Annotated in this window: 21 protein-coding genes; 10 read left to right on the forward strand and 11 right to left on the reverse strand. The window is 77.7% G+C overall.

The features are described 5' to 3' along the window. Nucleotides 1-25: 25 nt before the first annotated feature. Genes FHN55_RS20885 through FHN55_RS20910 form a run of 6 tightly spaced genes read right to left on the reverse strand, consistent with a single transcriptional unit; the run spans nucleotide 26 to nucleotide 6,880 of the window. On the reverse strand, nucleotides 26-1,048 hold the full coding sequence (locus FHN55_RS20885) for a lytic transglycosylase domain-containing protein (RefSeq protein ID WP_139714335.1): 1,023 nt from the start codon (nucleotides 1,046-1,048) through the stop codon (nucleotides 26-28). Between the two features lies 1 nt (nucleotide 1,049). Next, on the reverse strand, nucleotides 1,050-2,744 hold the full coding sequence (locus FHN55_RS20890) for a hypothetical protein (protein ID WP_139714336.1): 1,695 nt from the start codon (nucleotides 2,742-2,744) through the stop codon (nucleotides 1,050-1,052). Next, nucleotides 2,734-4,269 (reverse strand): hypothetical protein, encoded by a 1,536-nt coding sequence (locus FHN55_RS20895; RefSeq protein ID WP_139714337.1) that lies wholly within the window; start codon nucleotides 4,267-4,269, stop codon nucleotides 2,734-2,736. The genes FHN55_RS20890 and FHN55_RS20895 overlap by 11 nt, the downstream gene beginning before the upstream one ends. Continuing rightward, entirely contained in the window at nucleotides 4,259-5,854 is a 1,596-nt protein-coding gene (locus tag FHN55_RS20900; RefSeq protein WP_139714338.1) for a hypothetical protein, read from the reverse strand. Before FHN55_RS20900 ends, FHN55_RS20895 begins: the two co-directional genes overlap by 11 nt. Further along, nucleotides 5,851-6,195, reverse strand: a complete 345-nt coding sequence (locus tag FHN55_RS20905; protein ID WP_139714339.1) for a hypothetical protein — start codon at nucleotides 6,193-6,195, stop codon at nucleotides 5,851-5,853. Before FHN55_RS20905 ends, FHN55_RS20900 begins: the two co-directional genes overlap by 4 nt. Nucleotides 6,196-6,253: 58 nt before the next feature. Further along, the gene (locus FHN55_RS20910) at nucleotides 6,254-6,880 is read right to left on the reverse strand and encodes a hypothetical protein (RefSeq protein WP_218974888.1); all 627 of its coding nucleotides are present in this window, start codon (nucleotides 6,878-6,880) and stop codon (nucleotides 6,254-6,256) included. A gap of 14 nt (nucleotides 6,881-6,894) precedes the next feature. Between FHN55_RS20910 and FHN55_RS20915 the strand changes: the two genes are divergently transcribed. Continuing rightward, the gene (locus FHN55_RS20915; RefSeq protein WP_139714340.1) at nucleotides 6,895-7,128 is read left to right on the forward strand and encodes a hypothetical protein; all 234 of its coding nucleotides are present in this window, start codon (nucleotides 6,895-6,897) and stop codon (nucleotides 7,126-7,128) included. A 34-nt stretch (nucleotides 7,129-7,162) separates the two neighbouring features. Here FHN55_RS20915 and FHN55_RS20920 read toward each other — a convergent pair whose 3' ends face one another. The 3 genes from FHN55_RS20920 to FHN55_RS20930 all read right to left on the reverse strand — a co-directional run bounded on the left by FHN55_RS20920 (nucleotide 7,163) and on the right by FHN55_RS20930 (nucleotide 12,239). Next, nucleotides 7,163-8,398 carry a glycosyltransferase gene (locus tag FHN55_RS20920; RefSeq protein WP_139714341.1) on the reverse strand — a complete coding sequence of 412 codons (1,236 nt, stop codon included), beginning with the start codon at nucleotides 8,396-8,398 and terminating at the stop codon, nucleotides 7,163-7,165. A 318-nt stretch (nucleotides 8,399-8,716) separates the two neighbouring features. Continuing rightward, nucleotides 8,717-10,357, reverse strand: a complete 1,641-nt coding sequence (locus FHN55_RS20925) for a hypothetical protein (RefSeq protein WP_139714342.1) — start codon at nucleotides 10,355-10,357, stop codon at nucleotides 8,717-8,719. A gap of 79 nt (nucleotides 10,358-10,436) precedes the next feature. Further along, nucleotides 10,437-12,239: a hypothetical protein gene (locus tag FHN55_RS20930; protein WP_139714343.1), complete on the reverse strand. Its 1,803-nt coding sequence runs from the start codon at nucleotides 12,237-12,239 to the stop codon at nucleotides 10,437-10,439. A 206-nt stretch (nucleotides 12,240-12,445) separates the two neighbouring features. Between FHN55_RS20930 and FHN55_RS20935 the strand changes: the two genes are divergently transcribed. After that, on the forward strand, nucleotides 12,446-13,213 hold the full coding sequence (locus FHN55_RS20935) for a LuxR C-terminal-related transcriptional regulator (RefSeq protein WP_139714344.1): 768 nt from the start codon (nucleotides 12,446-12,448) through the stop codon (nucleotides 13,211-13,213). A 96-nt stretch (nucleotides 13,214-13,309) separates the two neighbouring features. Beyond that, entirely contained in the window at nucleotides 13,310-15,787 is a 2,478-nt protein-coding gene (locus tag FHN55_RS20940; RefSeq protein ID WP_139714345.1) for an FHA domain-containing protein, read from the forward strand. A gap of 32 nt (nucleotides 15,788-15,819) precedes the next feature. On the opposite strand, the gene FHN55_RS20945 is transcribed toward FHN55_RS20940, so the two are convergent. Next, on the reverse strand, nucleotides 15,820-16,488 hold the full coding sequence (locus FHN55_RS20945) for a GtrA family protein (RefSeq protein ID WP_139714346.1): 669 nt from the start codon (nucleotides 16,486-16,488) through the stop codon (nucleotides 15,820-15,822). A 221-nt stretch (nucleotides 16,489-16,709) separates the two neighbouring features. Between FHN55_RS20945 and FHN55_RS20950 the strand changes: the two genes are divergently transcribed. From FHN55_RS20950 to FHN55_RS24200, 6 genes are all read left to right on the forward strand, one after another. Further along, on the forward strand, nucleotides 16,710-17,480 hold the full coding sequence (locus tag FHN55_RS20950; protein ID WP_139714347.1) for a DUF732 domain-containing protein: 771 nt from the start codon (nucleotides 16,710-16,712) through the stop codon (nucleotides 17,478-17,480). A 78-nt stretch (nucleotides 17,481-17,558) separates the two neighbouring features. Beyond that, nucleotides 17,559-18,035: a MerR family transcriptional regulator gene (locus FHN55_RS20955; protein WP_218974889.1), complete on the forward strand. Its 477-nt coding sequence runs from the start codon at nucleotides 17,559-17,561 to the stop codon at nucleotides 18,033-18,035. Nucleotides 18,036-18,143: 108 nt separating this feature from the next. Next, a complete protein-coding gene (locus tag FHN55_RS20960) occupies nucleotides 18,144-19,280 on the forward strand; it encodes an acyltransferase (RefSeq protein WP_218974890.1) in 1,137 nt (378 codons plus the stop codon). Nucleotides 19,281-19,359: 79 nt separating this feature from the next. After that, the gene (locus tag FHN55_RS20965; RefSeq protein ID WP_139714348.1) at nucleotides 19,360-20,034 is read left to right on the forward strand and encodes a response regulator transcription factor; all 675 of its coding nucleotides are present in this window, start codon (nucleotides 19,360-19,362) and stop codon (nucleotides 20,032-20,034) included. Between the two features lie 15 nt (nucleotides 20,035-20,049). Next, on the forward strand, nucleotides 20,050-21,216 hold the full coding sequence (locus tag FHN55_RS20970) for an ATP-binding protein (protein ID WP_139714349.1): 1,167 nt from the start codon (nucleotides 20,050-20,052) through the stop codon (nucleotides 21,214-21,216). Then, nucleotides 21,213-22,325 (forward strand): hypothetical protein, encoded by a 1,113-nt coding sequence (locus FHN55_RS24200; RefSeq protein ID WP_139714350.1) that lies wholly within the window; start codon nucleotides 21,213-21,215, stop codon nucleotides 22,323-22,325. The genes FHN55_RS20970 and FHN55_RS24200 overlap by 4 nt, the downstream gene beginning before the upstream one ends. Nucleotides 22,326-22,340: 15 nt before the next feature. Here the strand turns inward: FHN55_RS24200 and rsmI are convergent, their stop codons facing one another. Next, on the reverse strand, nucleotides 22,341-23,180 hold the full coding sequence (gene rsmI / locus FHN55_RS20980; protein WP_218974896.1) for a 16S rRNA (cytidine(1402)-2'-O)-methyltransferase: 840 nt from the start codon (nucleotides 23,178-23,180) through the stop codon (nucleotides 22,341-22,343). 76 nt (nucleotides 23,181-23,256) lie between these two features. On the opposite strand from rsmI, the gene FHN55_RS20985 reads away from it, so the two are divergent. Then, nucleotides 23,257-23,576, forward strand: a 320-nt coding sequence (locus FHN55_RS20985; protein ID WP_218974891.1) for a hypothetical protein, incomplete at its 3' end; no start/stop codon positions are given.

The raw sequence follows: 23,576 nt of genomic DNA on the forward strand, positions 1-23,576 counted from the left end.
GGGGTCATGGTCTCGCGTCCCAAGATCACCTGCGGGACAGGGTCACGCGCACGGCGTCGGCCGGGCAGGAGACGTCGCCGGTGGGGTGCCAGGTGGGGCGGTCCGCGGTCCACTCCTGGCCCTGCCACAGCACCCGCTCCACCCCGAGGCCGCGGTGGGCGCCGACGAGGCCGTTCGCCACCGCCCACCCCAGCTGCACCTCGGCGGCGTCCGGTGCCCCGTCGTCTCCGCCGCCGCTCACGACGGGGACGTCGCAGGTGTGCCCGGAGCCCGCGGTGCAGGCCGTCGCGGGCGTGCGGGTGCCGTAGGTCGCGTCCACCCACCGACGGGCGAACTCCGCGTTCGGGGCCACCCCGTCGGCGCCGAGCGGCCACGCCGGCAGCGGCTCCTCCGGCACGGACCCGGCCACCACGAGGCCGGGGGTGGCGGGCACGGTGAGCCGGTCGGCCAGGGCGGTGATGGCCCGCACGTAGTCGTGCGTCTGCCCGCGGGCGAACGACGGCGGCGGCACCCCGCGGTAGCGCTGCACCGCGCCGGGCCCGGCGTTGTACGCGGCGAGCATGAGCGAGACCGGGTCCTCCCGGTACCCGCGCCCGCTGACCTGCTCGAGCAGGTGGCAGTCGTAGGCGGCTGCCGACGCGAGGGAGTCGGCGGGGTCGGTGATGACCGCGCCGCCGCCGTTGGCGTCCACGGCGTGCTCGGTCCACGTGCCGGGCATGAACTGCCCCAGGCCGCGGGCGCCGGCGTAGCTGACGGCGTCCGGCTGCCAGCCCGACTCCTGCGTGATCTGCGCGGCGAGCACCGGGGCGGGCAGCTGCGGGCACAGGGTGAGCGCGTAGTCGAAGGCCGCCCGGTACCGGTCGGGCACGCCGCCGTCGGCCACGGCCACCGACGACGACGCCGGCGCCTGCCACCGCTCCCCGCTGCGCCCGGCGGTCACCGCGACCACCACCACCACGGCCACGAGCACCACCGCCACCACCGCCACGGCAGCGACCACCGCGGCGACGGCGCCGGCGAACCACCACAGCGCCCGGCGGCTCAGCACCTCAGCGCAGCCGCTGGGCGGTGTCGGTGAGCCGCCGCTCCACCCCGTGCAGCGCGTGCTGCACCGCGCGGGACGGCTCGCCGGGCACCTTCCAGACGGCCTGGTGGGCGCCGAGCGCCTCCAGCGCGGCCACCTCCACCTCGCTGAACCCCAGCTGCTCGCCGAAGACGCGGGCGTTGACGGGCTCCTGCCGGAAGGAGACGACGACGTCGGCGTCGTGCACGAACGAGCGGCCCGACTCCTGCGCGGCGAGCACGTCGGTGAGGTGCTGCGTGGCGCCGAGCAGCTCCACGCCCAGCGTGCGGGCCTTCTTCACCACCTCCTGCACCACCGCGCCGAGCTCCGGCACGCGGACCGCGTTCCACAGCTCGTCGACCACCACCACGCCCCAGGCGCGGCCGGGTGCCGTCCACGTGGTGAGCATGAGCGCCGCCGACGCGGCCATGAGCACGGGGACGACGTCGGGGTGGGTCGACTGCACGCCGGACAGGTCCCAGACCACGACGTCGGCGTCCAGGTCGAGCCCGGGCGAGGTGGGCCCGTCGACGAAGCCGGCGAGGTCGCCGAAGACGAGCCGGTCGAGCAGCAGGCCGAGGTCGCGGCCCCAGGCGTGCAGCTCCCCCTCGGTCAGCGAGGCGCCGGTCAGCGAGGCCCCGGCCACCGGCTCGTCGGGGTCGGCGGGGGCGGACAGCAGCGCCTCGCGCAGGTCCACCACGGTCGCCTGGCGGCCCGCGAGCGCGGGCGAGGCGAGGGTGCGGTCCAGCTGCACGCGCAGGGCGAACCCCTCGCCGGGGGTGAGGCGGCGCCCGGCGAGGAACTGCAGCACGGCCCTCATCAGGCCCTCGCGGCCGGCGCGCTCGTGCCCGTCCCCGCCGTGCAGGCGGGCGTCGAGCAGGTTCAGGCGCAGCGGGCCGCCAGCGGCGAAGCGGTGCACCGCGCCCCCGGCCTCGCGCCCGAGGGCGCAGAACTCGCCCTCGCTGACCCGCCGGCCGCTGCCGTCCTCGACGTGGTGGACGGCGCGGGTGTCGTAGACCCACGCGCGGAAGCCGTGCTCGGCGACGGCGCGCACGAGGTAGCTCTTGAGCAGCGCGCTCTTGCCGGCGAACTTCGAGCCGAGCACCAGCGTGGAGGAGCCCGACGTCCCGTGCTCGAACCACGCGCGGCCGCTGTGGCGGACGGGCTCGCCGGTGTGCACGTCGTGCCCGACGAGCACACCGCGCGGGGAGTCCCAGGCGCGGGCGTGGGCGTAGGGGAACAGGGGCTGCAGGCCGTAGAGGTCGCTGCGCACCGGTGGGGCGGCGTAGTCGCCGAAGCCCAGCGCGGCGGCGGTGCGGCGGGCCCGGCGGTCCTCCTCGAGCGTGGGCCGCAGCGACGCCCCGGGCACCACGGGCGGGCGCGGCGGCGTGCCGTCCCCGGGCTCGCGCCGCCGGTAGGCCGCGGCGGCGGCGGCGCGGGCGATGCCGTCCCACGCGCCGTCGAGCGCGCGGGCGGTGGCGCTGACCAGCGACGACGGCGAGGGCCGCCGGCGCGCGTGCCGCGGGACGGCAGGGCCCCGGACGGCAGGGCCCGGCGCAGCCGGACGCGGCCCGTGCAGCACCTCCTCCCAGGCGGGCGCTCCCGGCCCGGTCGCGGGACCGGTCGCGGGACCGCCCGGGGCCGGGGCGGGGCGGACCCTCGCGGGCGCCTCAGAGGACACGGGCCAACCCCCGTCCGAGCAGCGTGCCGGCCACCACCGCCTGGTCCTGGCGCCGCGGCGCCACCGGGGCCAGGTGCACGCCGCAGGCGCGGGCGGCCGCGACGAGCGCGTCGCCGTCGTCGTCGAGGTCCTCCAGGGACGCGGCGTTGAGCACGAAGAACGCCGCGCCGTAGCCGCCGTGCCACCCGCCTCCGGCGGCGGAGACGTTGAGGCGGCGCTCGTCGGCGGGGCGCTCCAGGGTGGCGCGCAGGTGCGAGGTGGACTCGCGGACCTGGCGGCGCAGCTCCTCCCCCTGGTCGTGGCGGTGGGCCTCGGCGAGCGTGGAGACCCGGTCGCGCAGGTCGACGACGACGGCGACGACGTGCTCCAGCACCCGCCCGCCCACGGCGGCGCCCAGGGTGTGCAGCGGCACGAGGTCGACCGAGCTCTTCGCCTCGTCGCTGAAGCCCGTGACCTCGTAGCCGCGCAGGAACCCGTCGCCGTGGCGGCCCAGCACCCCGACGTGCGTGGGGCGGACGTCGAGGGAGGGGACCATGCGGGAGGGGTCGGTGGGCGCGGGGTCCCACAGGGAGACGGACCTGTCGAGCAGGCCGCGGTTCACCCCGGCCAGCAGCTGGGCGTCCAGCGGGCGGCGCACGGTGACGTCCGCCGCCTCCAGCAGCGGCACCGCGGCGCGCAGGCGGTCGGCGACCACGCGGGCGGCGGCCAGGTGCGGGTCGCTCTCGCCGCGGGTGCGGCCCGCGCGGGCGGCGGCGCGCAGCTGCGGCCCGGAGGTGGCCCACAGGGTGAGGAAGTGCTCGTAGCGGGGCCGGGAGGCGGCGTCCTCGCGGGCGGCGTCGGCGACGTCCTGGAAGGACCTCGGCACGGCGCGGCCGACGGGTCCGGGAGGGCCGTCCGGCCCGTCGCTGTACGAGCACACCGAGTACATCGCCACCCGGTCGAAGGAGTCCGACAGCTGGCCCAGCGCCCGGCCCAGCTCGCCGCGCAGCCGGTCCTGGCGGAGCACGTCGGGGAGGCCGCCCCACGCGGCGTCCACCTGCACGCAGACGCCGTAGTGGCCTCCCGCGGCGCCGGAGAGGGCCGTGCCCCCCGAGGCCGAGCTCGGCTGGAAGAAGACGCACGCGTCGCCGTCGTCGGAGAAGGGCACGTCGCGCCAGGTGATGGTGCCGAAGGCCGCGGGCAGGCGGCCGGGCGCGTGCCGGCCCGCCTCCAGTCCCGCGAAACCGCTGGCCGAGGCGTAGCGCAGCTCCCCGGTGCGGTCCAGCCCGCGCCAGCGCACCACGTCGAGGAGGCGCTGGTGCAGCGGGCGCACCCCGAACGGCGCCGCGAACAGCGCGACGCCCACCACGGCCACCACCAGGCCGGTGAGCATGAGCTCGGGGCTGCGCGCCAGCACGCCCAGCGGGACGCTGAGCACGAGGACCCCTGCGAAGAACCACGGCAGCAGCGCCTCGCGGGCCGTGCGGCCGCGGGCGAAGGCGGCGTAGGTCACCGACCGCTCGCCGACCACGTAGTCATTGGGCACGCGGGCCACGGGACCTCCCCCTCGACCTCGACGACGGCGGTGGCGACGACGCTGCTGACGACCCGCCGACGCGGCGGACGCGGCGCTCGCGGGCGCGGTCGCCGTGGGTGCGTGCCGGGCTGGCGCCGTCCTCGCGGGCCGCGGGACCGGTGGCCCCCGTGCTGCCGGGGCCGCCGGGGCCGCCGGGGCCGCCGGGGCCGCCGGGGCCGCCGGGGGCGCGGCCGACCCAGTACAGGGGGTTGGCCGGCGAGCGGCGGGCCGCGCGCTCGGCGCGCTGGTCCTCGCGGTCGCGGCGGCGGGCGTCCCAGCGGCCGCCCACGAGCACCCCCAGGCGGGTGCCCTCCAGGCGCGAGGGCCGCTCCCGGCGCTCGGCGCGGCTCGAGCGCCAGCGCAGCGCGCCCCGGCGGCGCGCCCGGGCGCGGGCCCCGGCGTAGGCGGCGCCGCCGGCGGCGGTGCCGAACAGCAGCGACAGCAGCGAGCCGCCGACGAGGGCGAACAGCACGATGCCGATGAGGTAGAGCAGGGTGGTGAAGCCCTCGCCGTAGGTGGAGAAGTCCATGAAGGACACCCCGATGACCAGCAGGTCCACGAACTGCAGCGGGAAGAGCAGCGTCCCCGCCATCACGCGGACGTAGCCGCGCAGGGCGTGCCCGCCGTCACCGGTGATGGCGGGCAGCAGCCCGAACTGGCCGAACACCGGGATCGCGTACACGGCGATCTGGCGCAGGACGAACGTGAAGAGCACCACGAGCAGCAGCGGGAAGAGGAACGCCGCCAGCAGCAGCGTGGCGAGCAGGGCGCCCGGGGAGTCGCCCAGCAGCAGGCCGTGGGACAGCTGCGCGGTGAGCTCGGTGACCCGGACGGCGAAGACGCCGGCGAACGCCCCGGTGACCGCGAGCACGCCCGCGTCGACCAGCAGCACGAAGAACGGCACGGAGAACGCCGCGGGCAGGCCGACGGCGAGCAGCGCGGAGGAGCGCCCCGCCGAGCGCACGCCCTCCACGGCGCCCTCCAGCACCAGGCTCACAAGCCAGCGCACCACGGCCACCACGAGGGCGACGGCGGACAGCAGCGCCCAGTGCCACAGGTAGACCTGCCAGTAGTTCCCGCGCAGCGGGTTGAACGCCGCGTAGGTGGTCACGGCGGTGACCGAGTACGAGAACAGCCAGCCCACGGACTGGGAGAGGGTGGCGGCGAGGCAGTCGTCGGCGGCGTACGGCGAGGTGAGCCAGCCGAGCAGGCCGCTGGGGCAGGCGGCCGTCGTCGTCGCCGTCGAGCCGGGGTCCGGCGCGCCGCCGGGGGCGGCCGGGTCCGCGGGCAACGCGGGCGACGGGCTCGACGGGGGGACCGGGATGGTGTCACCGGGGCCTACCGGCACCTGCTCGGCCTGCGAGGTGCCCGCCGAGGGGCCGGGCAGCGGCAGGGCCGCCGAGGCGACGGCCGCGCCGGTGGGCACGAGCACCAGCAGCAGCGCCACCAGCAGCGACGCGGCGGCGCTGCCCGGACCGTGCGGGTCGGCGGGCTCGCCCGGGCCACCCGCCGTCCGCGGGGCTGCGCCGGCGGTGCTGGTGGGGCCCGGGCTCATGACAGCAGGTCGAACCAGCCGAGGGTGAAGGTCGAGAAGGTCCCGATGATGAGGATCACGAGGGCGCAGCCGACCGCGGACAGCAGGTGGCCGGTGGCCCTGCCGCCCTTGCGCAGGCTCCCCACGGCGGCGACCAGCGAGACGGCCAGCCCCAGCACGGCGACGACGAGCACGAGGAACAGCACCACGCCGAGCAGCCGACCGGCCGGGCCGGCGAAGCCGCTGAACGGGCCGGGCGTCGGGGAGGCCTCGGCGAGCATGCGCCGGAGGAACTCGCGGGTGCCGCCGTAGTCGGTGTCGTCACCGGGCGTGGGACTGGGGGACGGCGTCGCTGCTGTCATCACCCAACCCATGAGCCCCATGAGTCACATTTGTACCACCTTGGGGTGGCCGGTGCCGCTACTCGCCGACGGCGACCTCAGCCCCGAGGCGCGCCCCGCGGAGCAGCTCCAGGCGGTCGCCGCTCCAGAACGTCCCCGGGTCGTAGGCGTTGACGGGCCGGTCGCGCGGCAGCAGGCCCATCGCCTGGTAGGCGCTCGCGACCACCTCCGCGCAGTACGCCGTGGCCGCGCTGGCCCGCACGCGGGCGCGCCCGCGCAGCCACCGGCCGGCCAGGGCCGCGGTCGCCGGGAACGGCGTGCCGTCCCTGCGCGCGACCTCCTGGAGCAGCGCGTCCTCCGCGAACCGGCCCAGCCCACCGGGCACCTCCAGCTGGCGCAGCCACGCCCGCTGCGCGTACCGGCCCCGCCACTGGTCCACGGCGGCGCGCAGGTCGTGCAGCTGCACGCCGCGGTGCTGGGTGCCGGTCCACACGTCCACCAGCCCGCGCCCCAGCTCGGCGTGCCACATCAGCGGCGGCAGGTCGTCGAGCACCACCGCCATGCCGACGTGGTTCACCGGGGCGTTGGTCAGCGCGCGGATGGCGTGGTCGGCGGGGCTGCGGCCGCGGAACAGCCACAGGTCTCCGGTGCGGGTCAGCTCGACGGCCTCGTCGAGCGGGAGCGCTGTCCTGTCCACCTCTGCCACGGCAGGATCCTGCCGTGGCACCGAGCGCGCAGGACCGGGCAGCACTTCGATCACGACGACGAGCCGGGCGCGGCTCCCGGCGCGCGCGGCTGTTCAAGCTGCTCGGCGTGGCGGGTCTGGCGGGCGTGGTCGCCACCGGCGCGGTGGTCGCGCGCGACACCCGCCGGCGCCAGCAGCTCACCCCCGACCAGGTGCGGGCGCGCCTGCAGGAGCGGCACGCGGCGCTCAGCGCCGAGCGCGAGGGCTGAGCCCGGCCGGGTCCCGCGAGCGCGCTCGCGGGGGTCAGCGGGCGCGGGTGCTCCGGACCTGGGCCGGGGTCTCGGGCAGCACGATGCGCTCCCGGCCGGCGCCCGCCTCGGCGACGCGGCGGGCCAGCAGCTCGTCAGCTGCCTGCCCGCGCGGGCGCGGCACGGCGGCGCCGCTGGCCACGGCCTCGACGACGGCACCCACGCGCCGGTCGAAGCTGGCGCGCGAGAAGCCCTCGGCGTGGCGGCGGATGCGCACCGGGTCGAAGGCGGAGGCGTCGAAGGCGGCCAGCGCCCGGGCCCAGGCGTCGACCTCGCCGTCGGTCCCGGCCTGGTCGACCAGCACCCCCGACCGGCCCGGCAGCACCGTGTCGAGGGCGCCGCCCTCACCGGCGGCGATGACCGGAGCACCGCAGGCCATGGCCTCGACCGGCACGATGCCGAAGTCCTCCACGCCGGGCATGAGCAGCGCCCGGCAGCGCCGGAACAGGTCGCGCAGCTCGGTGTCGCTGACGCGGCCGAGGAAGGTGGTCCGGGGTCCTGCCGCCACCTCCACGTCGTGGCGGGCCCGGCCCTCCCCGGCCACCACCAGGCGCACGCCGGCGCGGGCGGCGGCCTTCACCGCGAGGTCGGGGCGCTTGTAGGGCACCATCCGGCCCGCCAGGAGGAAGAAGTCCTCCCGGGGCACCTGCGGGTCGGGCGAGTAGAAGGCGGTGTCGACCGGCGGGGCCACCACGATCGACTCGCGGCCCCACCAGCGGCGGATCCGGTCGGCCACGCACGTGGAGTTGGCCAGCAGCGTGTGCACCCGCTGGGCCGCGGCGACGTCGTGCCGCCTGAACGCCGCCGAGAACGCCGCCAGGGCGGCGGTGCCGGGTCCGCGGCCCTCGCTGGAGCGCAGCGCGGCGTCCCACACCCACCGCGCGGGCGTGTGCACGTAGGCCACCACCGGGACGGGGCTGGCCACGGCCACCTGCGTGGCGAAGGCGTGGTGGGAGGCGACGACGACGTCGGAGGCGGGCAGCCGCAGGGAGCGCATGGCCACGGGCAGGGCCGGCAGGAGGTGGGAGTAGGTGCTGCCGCGCAGCAGCCGCGACAGCGGGGTGCTGCGCAGGCGGTGCTCGAGGTCCGCCGCGATCACGCCGCGGCGGACGACCGGCGCCAGGACCTCAGCGTCGCGCCAGTGGCGCGCCATCGCCTCCACCACCGCCTCCGAACCACCGTGCTCGGTGAAGCGCTCGTGGACGATGGTGACGCGGGCAGCGGCGGACATGGGAGGCCTTCCGGTGGGCGACGGCATCCGAAGACCCATCGTGACGTCCGGTGCGGGCGCGCACCGGTGGTTTCCCGAAAGACCCCGGCCCACCGCTGCTGCGACCGGGTCGTCGAGCCCGGTGCCGGGCTGCGACCACCGCGCGGAGCGAGCACCATCCCCGGCATGCCGTGGTGCTGCCGCCTGGGACTCCACCGGTGGGTGCTGTGGCCCGAGGAGCTGCGGCGCGAGGCCGGCGAGTCCCCTTACCACTGCGCTCGCTGCGGGCGCGAGCGCCTGGTCGTCTGATCCGCTGGCCGTCCGCGGACCGGCCGCCCCTCAGCCCTCCTCGCCCCCGCCCTCGCCCTCGCCGGGGTGGACCGTGCACGCCAGCGCCAGGGCCGTCACCGTCCTGGCCAGGAGCGGACCACCGCCGGCGTGCGCCTCGGAGGCGGGGTCGGTGGTGAGGCTCCGCACCAGGGCGCCGTCGTCCAGGGCGAGGGCCCAGCGGGTCAGGTCGTCGAGGGTCACGCCCTCGCGCAGGCCCGCCCCGCGCGCCGCGAACTGCGCCTCGAGCAGGGCGCGGAGCCGGCGGTGCTCGAGGGCGTACAGCTCGGCGAGGGCGTCCGTGACGCCGTGGCGGGAGCGTCCCAGCACCAGCACCAGCACCTTGAGGCGGGCGTCGCGGCGGGTCTCGAGCCCGGCCAGGCGAGCGGCCGTGGCGCGCCCGACGGCGGCATCCAGCGCTGCACCGCGCTGGGCGGCCGGGCCCGCCTGCTCCAGCAGGGCGTCGGCCGCCGGGCGGTGCTGGGCGAGGGCGTGGAGGACGAGGTCGTCGACGTAGTGCTCCTGCACCGGCCACCGGTCCCGCAGCCGGGCGACGGTGGCCTGGGCGCCGGCGCCTCCGGCGGCGCGGGCCTCCGCGACGACGCGGGCGGCAGACAGCCCGTCGAAGGCGCGCCCCGGCGAGCCCCGGCCCGGGGCGGTGAGGCCGAACTCCTCGGCGAGCACGGCGATCCCGCCCTCGAGCAGCTGGCGCGTGACGTCGTCCTGGGCGAGGCGGCGCCGCCCCTCCTCGGTGCGGCGGGTGCCCGAGGCGGGGTCGGTGATGCGGGTCAGCACCTCCGCGAGGTCCGGCGGCCCCGGTGCGGCAGGGGCGCCGGGGAGGCCGGGGCCGCTGCCGTCGTCGTCGTGGGGCGCGGCCGCCGGGCCGAAGAACGCCGAGGCGAGGTGCAGGCCACCCCTGCCGACCACGTCGAGGGCGTCGGAGCGGGCGCGCTCGTCACCGCCGTCGGCGATGAGCCGCAGGTTGGCCCCCTCCGTGAGCAGGGCGAGCGCGGGGACCAGCTCGCGCGCGTCCGTCCCCGGCCGCGGCTCGAGGCCGGCGCGGGCGAGCACGACGGGCAGGGCCTGGGCGGAGGCCTGCTCGAAGCGGTCGCGCGCCGCCGCCAGGGCGTCGCGCAGCGGAGGGCACCCCGGAGCCAGCGCCGCTGCGAGCAGCTGCATCCGGTGCAGGGCGGCAGAGCGCCCGGAGTGCACGTTCCGCTCGGCGAGGTCCTTCGCCACCGCGTCCGGCCCGGCCCACAGGCCGGGGGCGCCGCCGGTGACCGCGCGGTCACCGGCGCGGCGGACCGAGGCCCAGTGGAGCTCCGACAGCCCGTACGCCAGGAGGTCCTCGGCGAACGCCCCCCGCCGCGGCCACCGGTCGCGCAGGTGCGCCGGGGTGACCCGCAGCGGCCCCCGGCGCGTGGCAGCGGCGCTGACCCGCGCCGCGGAGAGCACGTCGAAGAAGCGGGAGGGCAGGTCGGCGAGGGCGACGTCGCCGACCTGGCCCCCGGAGTCGCGGGCGGTGCCGGGGTGGTCCAGCAGAAGGCGCAGCCCGGCGTCGAGCAGCTCCCGGGTCAGCGGGTGGTCGGCCAGCCGCTGGCGCGCCGCGGCCGTGCGCCGGGTGGACGTCCCGGGCTCGAGCAGTCGGCGCACCCGTCCATGGTGCAGCTCTGCGCGGCACCGGACCCGCCGGCGAGACCAGCCTGTGACCTGCGGCGCGGCGCCCCCACGCTCAGGACGTGGAGCGGCGCCGGCCCTGACCGCGCGTCGACGCCTCCCCGCGCCGGGGGTCCCCGCGCAGGGCCGGCACCTCAGCGTCGGCGATGCACCCGCCGACCACCTCCACAGCGGCGCGGCCGAGGGGCGGCACCGCGCTCGCCTCCTCGTCACCGCGCTGGCCGGTGGCGAGCGAGCGCAGCACCACCCCGTCGCGCAGGGCCACCAGCGCGCGCCCCAGGTCCTCGACGGCCACGTCGTCGCGCAGCACCAGGTCCGCGCGCGCCAGGAGCTCGCTGACCAGCGCGACGACGCTGGCCTCCTCCTGCGCCCCCAGCTCACCCAAGCGCCGCCCGACGGCCGGGCGGGCCGCCGCCAGGGCGGTCAGGAGGAGGCGCAGCCTGTCGTGGCCCTCGGTGTCCACCTCCTCCAGCACGCTCGCGGCGGCGGCCTCGAGCGACGCCTCGAGCCGGTCCCACCCGCGCGAGCCGTCGGCGAAGGGCTGCAGGGCCGCAGCGCGGATGCGCTCCACCACCCCCCGGCGCACCCTGCGCACCCGGTGGGCGGCGTAGGCGAGGAGGTCCTCGACGTAGTCGTCCTGGGTGCGCCAGCGGTCGCGCAGCTGCGCGGCGGTCGGCCGGGGCGAGCCCGCCGGCAGGGAGCGTCCCGCGGCCTCCACGGCCGCCGCCGACAGCAGTCCGAAGAAGCGGGACTGCTCCGCCAGCGCCGCGCTGACCCGGCTGCCAGGGCCGCTGGCGGCCACGCCCAGCTCCTGGCCGAGCACGCCGGTGCCCCCGTCCACCAGCTGCGCGGTGATCTCGTCGTGGGCCAGGCGGTGCCTCGCCGCCGAGGTGCGCCGCGTGCCGGTGACGGGGTCGGTGAGGTGCACCAGCACGTCGGCGACGTCCCCGGAGCCCGGCCCGGGCCAGGGCGGCCGCGCAGCGGCCGCCTCGGAGCGCTGGGGCCCCGGACCGCCGTGGGGGTCCGGCTCGAAGCTGCGGCGGGCCAGCGCCATGCCGCCGGTCACGAGCAGGCGCACCGACTCCTCCACGCGCTCGGCGACCTCTCCCGTCGCGAGCAGGCGCAGGTTGGCCCCCTCGGCCATGGCGGACAGCGCCGAGCTGGTCCGGTGCAGGTCGACCCCCTCCCGCAGCCGGTGCCCCACCCCCTCGAAGCAGCGCGTCCACACCTCGCCCCAGCGCACGGCGCCCGCCCGGTAGTGCGCCTCGCGCGAGCGCCGCAGCGACGGGTGCTCCGACGCCAGCGCCGAGGCCACCACCTCCAGGCGGGTGCTCACGGGCAGCCCCGCGGTGAGCAGGTGGGCCCGGGCCAGCGCCTCCCCCACCGCCGGCAGCTCCGCCACCGACGACGGCGGCGCGAGGTGGCGCAGCCGCTGGTCGAGCAGGTCGTCCCAGTGGCGGCGCCACAGCACGTGCGCGAGCAGGTCCTCGCCGTAGTCGCGCTGGCGGCTCCAGCGGTCGCGCAGGTGGCTCGCCGTCACGCGCAGCGGTCCGACGGCGGTGGCGGCGGCGCACACGCGGTTGGCGGAGAGCAGCTCGAAGAAGCGGACCGACCTGCGCGCGCCGTCGTCGTCCTGCTTCCCCTCGTCGCCCTCGTCGCCCTCGTCGCCCTCGTCGTCGGAGGGCACGAAGGTCCCGAGCTCCCGCTGGAGCACGAGCACACCGGCCTCGAGCAGGGCTGCGGTGACCGGGTCGGCGGCCAGGCGCAGGCGCGCCTGCTCGGTGCGCCGGGTGGAGGTGGCCGGGTCGGTCAGACGGGCCAGCACGAGGGCCAGGCCCTCCTCATGCGAGTGCTCCACCACCGCTCAGCCCCACCCTCACGCCGTCCTCCCGCTGCTCGGGACGGGTGCACACCCTGGCGCGGGAGCCGGCTGCGCGCCGCCCCAGAAGGGCCAGGAGACCTCCTCGAGCGCTCGTGGAAGTCGGGGCCGGGCCTGGCCCTGGTGTCGCGGGGTCGCGCACGATCTCACTGCCCGAGCCAGGGCGCAACACCAGGGGGAAGCACGTGCACGAGGACAGAGGCGGCCGGAGCACGGCCCAGGCGGAGCGGCGGCTGATGGTCCGCCTGGGTGGACAGGAGGCGCCGGCGGTGGTGGGCAGACCGCCCGTGACAGGAGCGGTGCAGCAGCTCTCCGTGGTCGGCGGGCACCCGCTCGGCCTCCTGGGTCTGTGCGGCGCGCTGGCCGGGAGCCACCAGGTCTCCCGCCTGACCGCGTCCACCCCGCGGGGGGCGGTCCTCGCCGACCTCAGCTGCGCCGGCTGCGCGCCCACGGCCGACGAGCTCGCGCGGCTGGCGCGGGACCACCACCTGGTGCTGCTGGTCGGCGCGGGGACCCTCGGCCTGGCCGAGGAGGCGCTGGCGAACGGCGCCACCGCAGCGGTCGGGGCGTGGGAGCCCGTCGCGGAGCTGCGGCGCGCCGTGCGCGCCGCCAGCGCCGGCGAGGCGTGCACGACGGCGTCCGTCAGGGCCGCCGGGTCGCGCGTGCGCGAGGTCCGCGGCCTGCTCTCGCGGCAGGAGCAGGAGGTGCTGCGCCTCTACGGGGCGGACCTGCCCGTGAAGACGGTCGCCCGGCGGATGGGCATCACGGTCGGCACCGCGAAGGAGTACCTCAAGCGGCTGCGGGCCAAGCTCGCCGCCCGCGGAATGGCGGTCAGCACCAAGGTAGACCTGCGCGTGCTGGCCGAGGAGCTCGGCCTGCTCAGACCCGCGCAGCGGTGCGGCTCCAGCGCTCCGGCGGTGGAGGTCCGCTCGCTGCGCGAGGTGGCGGGCTAGACCCGTCCGAGCCGGTCCCGCCCGGACGGGGAGCAGCGGTAGCGTCGGCGGCGCCTGCAGCAGAGCGGGCGCCGCACCTCGGGAGGGGGCAGCACCGTGGACAGCACCCCGGTGGCGCGCGCCCTCCTGGTCCGCCAGGACGGCCGCACCTGGTCCGAGCCGGCCGACGCCGCTGTCGGCCGGCGCCTCACCGTGGGACGCACGGCCGCCAGCGACGTGCCCGTCGACCACCCCCTGGTCTCGCGCGACCACGCCCTGCTCGAGCTGACCGAGCAGGGCTGGTGCCTGTCCGACCTGGCCAGCCGCAACGGCACCTACCTGCGCGGCGAGCGGGTCAGCCGCGTGCTGGTCGAGGGCGACCTCGAGGTCCGCCTGGGAGACCCCGACAGCGGCCCGCCCCTGCAGCTGCTGGGGTCGCCGCGCCCGGCACCGGCCGCCCCGCCCGCCCCGCCGGCGCCCTCCGACGGCGGGGACCGGTGGCGCTGGGGGGCCTCCGCGGTGTTCCGGCCGCCGACGGCCGTGCACTCCCCCAGCACGGTGGTGGTGACCATCGGGCGCGCGACCGACAACACCATCGTCGTGCCCGACCTGCTGGTCAGCCGCCACCACGCCGAGCTGGTGCCCGACACCGCCCCCGGCGCCAGCGGGTACCTGGTCCGCGACCTCGGCAGCGCCAACGGCACCTTCGTCGACGGGGCGCCCGTGCCGCGCGGTGCCAGCACCGTGCTGCCGGAGGGCGGTCTGCTGTCGCTGGGCCGCACGCGCTTCGTGCTGCGCGGTGGGGACCTCCACGAGCACGTCGACGACGGGCGGGTCTCCTTCGAGGCCAGGGGCCTGGAGGTCAGCGCGCCCGCGCCCGGGCGGGACGCGCCCAGGGGGGCCCGCAGGGTGCTGCTCGACGGCGTCTCGTTCTCGCTGGAGGAGAAGTCGCTGCTCGCCGTGGTCGGGCCCTCGGGCGCGGGCAAGTCGACGCTGCTGGGCGCCCTCACCGGCTTCCGCCCCGCCCAGCGCGGCGAGGTGCTGTACGACGGGCGCGACCTGTACCGCGACTACGCCGACCTGCGGCACCGCATCGGGCTGGTGCCCCAGGACGACGTGCTGCACACCCGGCTGACGGTGCGCACCGCGCTCACGTACGCCGCGCAGCTGCGCTTCCCCGCCGACACCTCCGCGGACGAGCGCGCGCACCGCGTCGAGGAGGTCATCGCCGAGCTGGGGCTGGTGGCCCAGGCCGACCTGGCGGTGGAGAAGCTGTCCGGCGGGCAGCGCAAGCGCACCTCGGTGGCCCTGGAGCTGCTCACCAAGCCGTCGCTGCTGTTCCTCGACGAGCCGACCTCCGGGCTGGACCCCGGGCTGGACAAGTCGGTCATGCGGACGCTGCGCGGGCTGGCGGACGACGGCCGCACCGTCGTCGTCGTCACCCACTCCACCGCCAACCTGGAGGTCTGCGACCGGGTGCTCCTGCTCGCGCCCGGTGGGTCGGTGGCCTACTTCGGGCCGCCCGACGGGCTGCTGGCCCACTTCGGGCTGCCCGACCACTCCGACGTGTTCCTGGCGCTGTCCAGCTCGCCGCGGGACGACGAGGGGCGCACGTGGAAGGAGCGCTTCCGGCCGAACGCCGACGACGCGGCGGCGCCGTCGACGTCCGCCGTGCCGGCGGTGCGGGCCGACGGTGCCACCGGTGCCACCGGTGCCGCCGGGGGCGCGTGGGGTGCTCCGCCCAAGAGGCAGCCGGTGTGGAAGCAGACGGCGGTGCTCGTGCGGCGCTACCTCGCCGTCATCGCCGCCGACCGGCAGTACGTGGCGCTGCTGGTGGGTCTGCCGCTGGCGCTGGCCGTGCTGGCGCGGATCGCTCCGACGCCGCTGGGGCTGCTCCCGCCACCGGTGCCCGGGCCCGGCGAGGTGCCGCGGCTCAACACCGAGACCGTGACGCTGCTCATGATCCTCGTGCTGTCCGGTGCGCTCATCGGTGCGGCGGTGTCCGTGCGCGAGGTGGTGGAGGAGCGGCCGATCTACCGGCGCGAGCGCGCCATCGGCCTGTCACCGGTGGCGTACCTGGCGTCCAAGGCGCTGGTGCTGGGCACCGTGGTGGTGGTGCAGTCGGTGGCCCTGGTGGTGCTGGCGCTGGTGGGCCGCGACCTGCCCGCGTCCGGGGTGGTGCTGCCGTGGGCGTTCCCCGAGGTGGTGCTGGCCGTGGCCGTCGTGGCCGTCGCGTCAGCGTGCCTGGGGCTGGCCATCTCCGCGGCCGCCAGCACCGCGGACCAGGCGATGCCGCTCATGGTGCTGCTGGTGATGGCGCAGCTGGTGTTCACGGGCGCGCTGTTCCCCGTGGACGGGCGCTTCGCGCTGGAGCAGCTGGCGTGGCTGGTGCCCGCGCGGTGGGGCTTCAACATGGCCGCGGGGACGGTGGACCTGCCGGCGCTGGTGCCGGGCATGGACCTGGTGGACCCGCTGTGGGCCACCTCGCCGGGCGACTGGTGGCTGGCGCTCGGCGCGGCGGTGGTGATCGCCGCCGCGGCGCTGCTCGTGGCGCGGCTGCTGCTGCGCCGGGCGGAGCCCAGCCGCTCCCGCTGAGCCGCGGGGACGGCCGCCCCGCCGGACGGGGCTCAGGAGGCGGTGACCACCGGGCGCGTCGCGAGCGCGGTCTGCACCGAGAAGACGGGTAGGGACGACGGCGCGGGGAGCAGCACCTCGGAGCGCTGGGCACCGCGTGGTGCGGGGACCAGCACGAACGCCGGCGCGGCCGGCGCGACGGCGGGGGCGGCGCTGCGCCGCACCGCGAGCGGCACGGCCCGCCGGGCACCCGCGGTCGCTCCCTGGGCGGCGCGCTGGGCGAAGACGAGGCGCGACGTCACGGCGAAGGACACCACGGCGGACACGGCGGTGGCCATCAGCGCGCTGAGCACGGGCGGGGCCTCCAGCAGCCGGTGCGCCGAGGTGAAGCACACCGAGTTCACCCCGAACCCCAGCACCGCCGCGGCGTTGAAGAGGACGAGGCGGCGCAGCAGGTCGGCGCGCCCCTCGGTGCCGCTGCGGCGCGAGGACCAGGTCCAGGAGTAGCTCGCCGCGAAGTTGGCCTGCGTGGCGACCACGAACGCCGTCGCGTTGGCGGCCTCGGCCACCACCAGGGGCAGCAGGGACGTCATGACGGCCAGGTGCACGAGCGTCGAGCCGGCCCCGACCACGAGGAAGCGCGCACGGGGGTCACGGCTGGCCACCACGAGCGCCCTGCGCGCCGCACGCGGTCCCAGCGCCTCGGCGCGCTGCACGTCCATGGTCCTCCCGGAGCCGGATGCCAGGAGTATGGGACGGGCGGCGGGGGCGGCGAGGCGTTTCCGATCAGCTCGTGCGGTGCGGCGGCGCGGTTGGGCCGGCCGGGCAGCGCCGTGCGCCCGCCCGGGTGTCAGCCGGCGGCGCGGGCTACCGGGCCGGCTCGGCGCCGCCTACCGTCGCCGGGCTGGCCGCGCCGCTTCCCGCGCGCAGCGGGGAGGACGACGTGGAGCACGCGAACGAGCCGGGCGCGCCCGAGGGCCAGGCGCACGCGGGTGCGTCACCGTGGCGCGCTCCGGAGCACGGCGCGCCGCAGCAGACGTGGGCGCCGCAGCAGACGTGGGCGCCGCAGCAGCCGTGGCCGCAGCACCACCAGCAGCAGCCGGCGGCCGTGGCGCCCTGGCTCCGGGAGCCGCAGGGCAACCCCGTGGCGGTGTGGTCCTGGGTGGCGGCCGTGCCGTGCGCGCCCCTCGGGCTGGCGCTCGGGGTCCTCGGCCTGGTGCGCTCCCGCCGCCGCGGCGGCGCGGGCCTCGCCCACGCCGTGGTGGGGACGGCGCTGTCCGGCGTCGTCCTGCTCGTGGTGTGCGCGGGGCTGGCGGTGGGAGCGGTGGCGGGCCTGGTCGCGCTCGGCGACGACGCCGGCGTCGGCAGCCGGGGCCAGGACGGGACGGTGGCGTCGCTCTCGCCCTCGGAGCAGGAGTTCATCGACGCGCTGTACGAGGAGACCTACCAGTCCTACGACGACGCGACCCTGCTCGACATGGCCTACGGCTTCTGCGCCGACATGGACGCCGGGCGGACGCCCGCCGAGGCCGACGCCGCGCTGGTGGAGCGCTGGTCGGGCGAGCAGCTGACCCTCGACGCCGCCTACGACGTGGAGTGGTCCGCCACGGACTCGCTGTGCACCGAGCACGCGGAGGAGTTCCAGGCGTGGGACCCGTCGGCCACCGACGGCGACGGCACCACGACCACGACGACGACCACGACCACGGCCTGACCCCGGCGGCGGCCGCCGCCCCGCGCCCTGGTGGCAGGATGGCGCGCCCGAGGTCAGGGCCCCGGTGAGGAGGCACCCGTGAGCACACCCGCACCGTCCGCACCGTCCGCTGGCGACGACGCCACCGCCACCCCGCCGACCGGCGTGCCCGCCAGCGGCCCGGTCGCGGGCCTCATGACCGTCGGGGAGATGGCCGAGCGGGTGGCGCTGTCCCACCGCACGGTGCGCTACTACGACGACGAGGGGCTCCTGCCGGCGCGCCGCTCCCCCGGCAACTACCGCCTGTACGGCGAGGACGCGCTGGCCAAGATGCTCACCATCCGCCGGCTGAAGCCGCTGGGCTTCACGCTGGACGAGATGCGCGAGGTGCTGGCGCTGCTCGACGCGGTGTCCGCGCCGGCCGCCGCGGACGGCGCGGACGGCGAGGAGCGCGCTGAGCAGCTGGAGCGCCTGACGGCCCTGGAGGCCGACGTGCGCCGGCGCCGCGACAAGCTGGTCGAGCAGCTGGCCGGGGCTGACGACCTGCTGGCGTCGCTGCGGCCGCTGCTGCCCTGACACAGGTCCCCCGGGAGGACGGGCGCCTCCCACGACCGAAACCTTCCGTTCACGTGAAGGTCGCACCTTCACCTTGACGTTAGGGAAAGGTTGACGGACGGTGGTGGGGTGACCGCCACCGCACCCCCTCGCGCCCGGGCGGCCGGAGCTCCCCTGCGGCGCCCTCGCACGCTGGCGCAGGCCTACGACCCCCGCGGCAACGCCTTCGACGTGCTGCGCCTGGCGCTGGCGGGCACCGTCGCCGTCACCCACGCCATGCAGCTGGCGCTGGGGTGGCAGCCGACCGTCGGCGGCACCGAGGTGGGCGAGCTCGCCGTGGACGGGTTCTTCGTGCTGTCGGGCTTCCTCATCACGTCCAGCTGGCTGCGCCTGGACTCCCCCGGGCGCTTCGCCTGGCACCGCGCGCTGCGCATCCTGCCCGGCTTCTGGACGTGCCTGCTGGTCACCGCGGTGGTGGTCGCCCCCCTGCTGGCGGTGCTGGGCGGCGGCCGCGCGGGGGACGTGCTGACGGGCCCCGGCTCGGCCACGACCTACGTGCTGCACAACGCGGGCCTGTTCATGGCGCAGTTCGGCATCGCCGGGCTGCCCGCCTCCACGCCCGACCCGGTGGTCAACGGCTCGCTGTGGACGCTCTTCTACGAGGCGCTCTGCTACGCCGCGGTCGCCGGCCTGGGCGTGCTCGGGCTGCTGCGCCGCCGCCCGCTGCTCGTGGTGGCCGGTGTCGGCGCGCTGCAGCTGGCCACCACGGCCCAGGTGGTCACGGGCGTGCAGCTGCTCCCGGGCGAGAACCTGCCGCGCCTGCTGCTGCTCTTCGCCCTCGGCGCGGCCGCCCTCCTCGTGGCCGACCGGGTGCCGGTGACGCCGGTGGCCCTCCTGGTGGCGGGCGCCTCCCTGGTGGCGGGGCTGCTCCTCCTGGACGACTACCGCGCCCTGGGCGCACCGGGGTTCGCGCTGTTGCTGCTCGCCGTCGCGGCCCGGCTCCCGTGGCGTCCGCGCCTGCGGCGCGACCTCTCCTACGGCGCCTACGTCTGGCACTGGCCGGTGGCGCTGCTCGTGCTCAGCACCCCGCTGGCGGGTGCGCCGTTCGTCGTCGTCCTCGGGGTGGTGCTGGCGGCCACGGCCCTGGCGGCCCTGGCCTCCTGGCACCTCGTCGAGTCCCCCGCGCTGCGCCTGAAGGACGTGCGGTCCCCCCTGAGGAGGGACAGCAGCGGTCTCCACTCCGGCAGACGCTCCTTCCTGCGGTGAGCGGCCTGTCAGGATCAGGGGCGATAGTCCTCACGTCGCCGCGCCCAGCGGCGGTCCGAGACCCCCGGGGAGGACGGCTGTGGAGGAGAACGCAGTGGTGCTGGTGGGAGCCGTCGACGACCACCCCGTGGTCCTCGCGGGGCTGAAGACGGTCATCGAGGAGGCGGCACCGGAGGTGCGCCTGGTGGCCTTCGCACCCACCGTGGAGGAGCTGCTCGCCGAGCGGGACGACCTCGACGTGGTGCTGCTGGACCTCCGCCTGGGCGACGCCTCGACGCCCGGCACCAACACGGGGCGCCTGCTGGCCGCCGGATCGCAGGTGGTGGTCTACACCGACGGCGCCAAGCCCGCCCAGGTCTACTCGGCCGTGGCCCGCGGGGCGCTGGGCGTGGTCCTCAAGGACGAGCCGCTCGCGGTGCTCGTGGAGGCCGTGCGCGCAGCCCACCGCGGTGAGGCCGTGGTCTCGGTGCGCATGGCCCGCGCCCTGGAGACCGCCCCCCACCTCGACGACCTGCTCTCCCCCCAGGAGCGCCAGGTGCTGCGGCTGTACGCCGCGGACCTGCCCGCCAAGTCCGTGGCGCGCCGCCTCGGCATCGGCGAGGGCACCGTCAAGGAGTACCTGAAGCGCATCCGCAGCAAGCTCGCCGCCGTGGACGTGCGGGCCTCGAGCAAGCTCGAGCTGCGCAACGTGGCGGAGACCATGGGCCTCCTGGACGACGACGACGCGTCGAGCGGTGCCGCGCAGTCCCGCTGACGCCGAGGAGCTCGGGTGAGCCCCGCAGCCGCGCGCACCACGGCGCGGCGGCTGGTGGGGACGGTGGTCGTCCTCACCGGTGCCTCGCCGGCGGCGGCCGCCGCGGGCAGCCTCGCCCTCGACGGCCCGACCGGTCCCCTGTGGTGGGCGGTGCCGCTGCTGGCGTGCTTCACCCTGGCGCACGTCGCGGCGGTCGTGGCCGTGGTGCGCGGCACCTCGCCCGACCCCGCGGCCGCCGCCTTCGTGGTGGTGGGCCTGCTCACCGCGGTCTCCCAGGCGGCGCTCCTGGGCGCCGGCCTGGCGCTGCCCGACCCGGCGGTCGGCCACGGCCCCTGGCCCGCCTACGTCGTGGCCACCGCCACCCAGGCGTGCGCGGTGCTGGCGCGCAACGCGCCCCGCTCCTGGGGGCTGCTGGCCACCACCGCCTTCAGCGCCCTGGTCGCGGCGGTCACTCCGGTGCCCCCTCCGCTGCCCCAGGGCGGCGCCGCCGCCTCGGTGGTCTACGGCGCGGTGCTCGCCCTGGTCGCGGCGACGGTCTACTACCTCGCGCGCGGCCTGGAGCAGACGACCGGACGGGTCGGCGCCGCGCGCGGCGCGGTGCTGCGCGCCGACGCCGAGGCGGAGGCGATGGCGCTGGCCGAGGCGGAGCGCGGGCGCTGGGAGGCCGCCGTGCACGACGACGTGCTCACGGCCCTGCGCGCGGGAGCCTCAGCCGAGACCCAGCGAGAGGTCCGCGACGCCGCTGCCGCCGCGTCGGCGGCCCTCGTGAGCATCGCGGCCGCACCGGCGACCCTCACGGTGGGCAGCGCGCTGGCGGCGCAGCAGGTGGCAGCCGCCGCGCGCGGTGCGTTCGACCGGGCGGTGGTGGAGCTGAGCAGCACCCCCGGCGCGCTGCCCGGCCGGGTGGTGGAAGCCGTGGCCGACGCCACCGCCGAGCTCATGCGCAACACCGTCCACCACAACCCGCCGGGCGTGCGCGCCCGCGTGCACGGGCACCTGGGCGAGGCGGGGGCCCGGGTGGTGGTCAGCGACGACGGCGGCGGCTTCGACACCGGCGCGCTGCCCACGGGACGCCTGGGCATCCGGGTGTCGGTGGTGGGTCGCATGCGCAGCGTCGGGGGGGACGCCGACGTCACGAGCTCGCGGCGCGGGACCACGGTGGAGCTGCGGTGGCCGCGGTGAGGCACGTCCGCGCCGGCGCCCTCGAGCTGCGCCGCCAGCCGCTGCTCCTGGCGGCGGGCCTGTGGGTGGGGGTGCAGGGCCTGGTGTGCCTGGCAGCGCTGCCCGAGGCCAGCTACCCGTGGCTCGCGCTGGCCTCGTCCCTGGGCGCGGCGGCGGGGCTGTGGGCCCTGGTGGTGGTGCCGGGCCGCTCCGCCGCCGGGCCCCTGGGAGGGACGCTGGCCCCGGCGCCCGCTGCCGCGGCGGCGGTCCTGCTGCCGCTGGCCGTCCTGGCCAACGCCTTCGCCGTGGCGCCGGGCTCCAGCTTCGGCGACCGGCCGACGGCCCCCGGACTGCTCAGCCCCGCCCTGGCGCTGCTGGTGGTCCGCGACCGGCCCGCGCTGGCGCACGCCAGCGCCCTGACCACCCTCGCGGTGCTCACCGGTCTGCGGCACTGGGCGGGCGAGGGCCCCCTGTGGGCCCCCGAGACGGCGATGCTGCTCGGCCCGGTCCTCGTCTGGTGGGCCTGGGGCCTGGTGGCCGCTCGCCTCGTCCAGACCACCCAGATCGACCTCCTGCGCAGCGACAGCGCCTACGCGCTGGCTCGCGAGCGCCGTCGCCGCACCCGGGAGCGCGCCGAGGCCCACGAGCGCCGGCGGGCGCTGCTGGAGGTCGCGGCGGTGCCGCTGCTGGAGGAGGTGGCGCGGGCGGCGGGTCCCCTGGACCCCGACGTGCGCGACCAGCTGACGGCTGTGGAGAAGGACCTGCGGGCCGAGCTGCGCGGGCGCGACCTGCTCGACCCCGAGGTGCGGCGGTGCGCGGCGGGCGCCCGCCGGCGCGGGGTGCGGGTCGACGTGGTCGACCACGCCCCTCCCTCGGCGGACCTGGAGCTCCTCCCGTCGCTGCGCGCCCTGGTGGCGGCGGCGCTGCACAGCTGCTCGGACGGCGAGATCACCGCTCGCCGCCCGCCGAGCGGACCGGTGCTGACGCTGGTGCACGTGGGCTCGCCCCGGTCGGTGCGGGCGGTGGACGCCGCTGTGGCCGCGCACCGCGAGCGGCTCACCGGAGCCGCGGTCGCCGGCTTCGACGTCTCCGTCGACGAGGACTCCGTCGTCGTGGAGGTCGGGCGCTGAGGTCGGGCGCTGGGCTCAGCGCGGGCTGCGGGCGGCGAGCGCCGCCTGGTACAGGTCGCGCTTGGAGGCGCCGGTGGCCTCGGCGACCTCCGCGGCGGCGTCCTTGAGCCGCTCTCCCGCGGCCACCCGGGCCAGCACCTCCGCCAGCGCGGTGGCGGGGTCGGTGGCGGCGGCGGGTGCCCCCTCCACCACCAGGGTCACCTCCCCGATCTTCGCGAGCCCGGCGGCCCAGGCGGCCAGCTCGGCGAGGGGGCCCCGGCGCACCTCCTCGTGGGTCTTGGTCAGCTCGCGGCACACGGCGGCGCGCCGGTCGGCCCCCAGCGCTTCGGCCATCGCCTCCAGCGAGGCCGCCAGGCGGTGCGGGGCCTCGAAGAAGACCATCGTGCGCCGCTCGCGGGCCAGCTCCGCGAGCGCGGAGGCCCGCTCGCCCGCCTTGCGGGGCAGGAAGCCTTCGAAGCAGAAGCGGTCCGTGGCCAGCCCGGAGACCGCCAGCGCCGCGAGCACCGCGGAGGGGCCCGGGACGGTGGTGACGGGGACGCCGGCCGCCGCGGCGGCCACCACGACGCGGTAGCCGGGGTCGGAGACGGTCGGCATGCCGGCGTCGGTCACCACGAGCACGGTGGCGCCGGCGGCGGCCGCCGCCACGAGGTCCTCCCCGCGGGAGTCCTCGTTGTGCTCGTGGGAGCTCACCACCCGACCCCGCGGCTCCACCCCGAGGGAGGCGCACAGGCGGCGCAGGCGGCGCGTGTCCTCCGCGGCGATGACGTCCGCGCTGGCCAGCGCCGTGACGAGGCGCGGCGGGGCGTCCTCGGCGTTGCCGATGGGGGTCCCCGCCAGGACGACGCGCCCGCGCACGGGCTCCGGAGCGCTCACACCCCCATCGTGCTGCCCGCGCGTCAAGGCGCGGCGCGGGGCTGCCGATGACCACGGCGTGACCCCCGCGCAGACGCCCGCACCCGCGGCGCGGTGGCGCAGCCTGCTGCCGGAGGTCGCGTGGGCCGTCGTCGTCGCTGCGGTCTGCGTGGCCTCCCGCTGGCCCCAGCTGCCCGGCGCTGACCTGGGCGTCGCCTGGCCCGTGCTCGGGCTCGTGGTGCTCTGGGCGCGGCGGCACCGGTCCTGGCGGCAGCGGGGGCTGGTCCTGGCCGCTGCCGCCGCCGTCGTGGTCGTGGTCGGTGTCGTCACCGGTCCCGATGGGCCGGTCGCGGGTCTGGCCAGCGGCCTGGCCAGCGCTGCGGCGCTCGCCGCGGGCGC

This window comes from Streptomyces sp. NP160, assembly GCF_006335115.1.
In the GTDB taxonomy this organism is placed as follows: Bacteria; Actinomycetota; Actinomycetes; order Actinomycetales; family Quadrisphaeraceae; genus Quadrisphaera.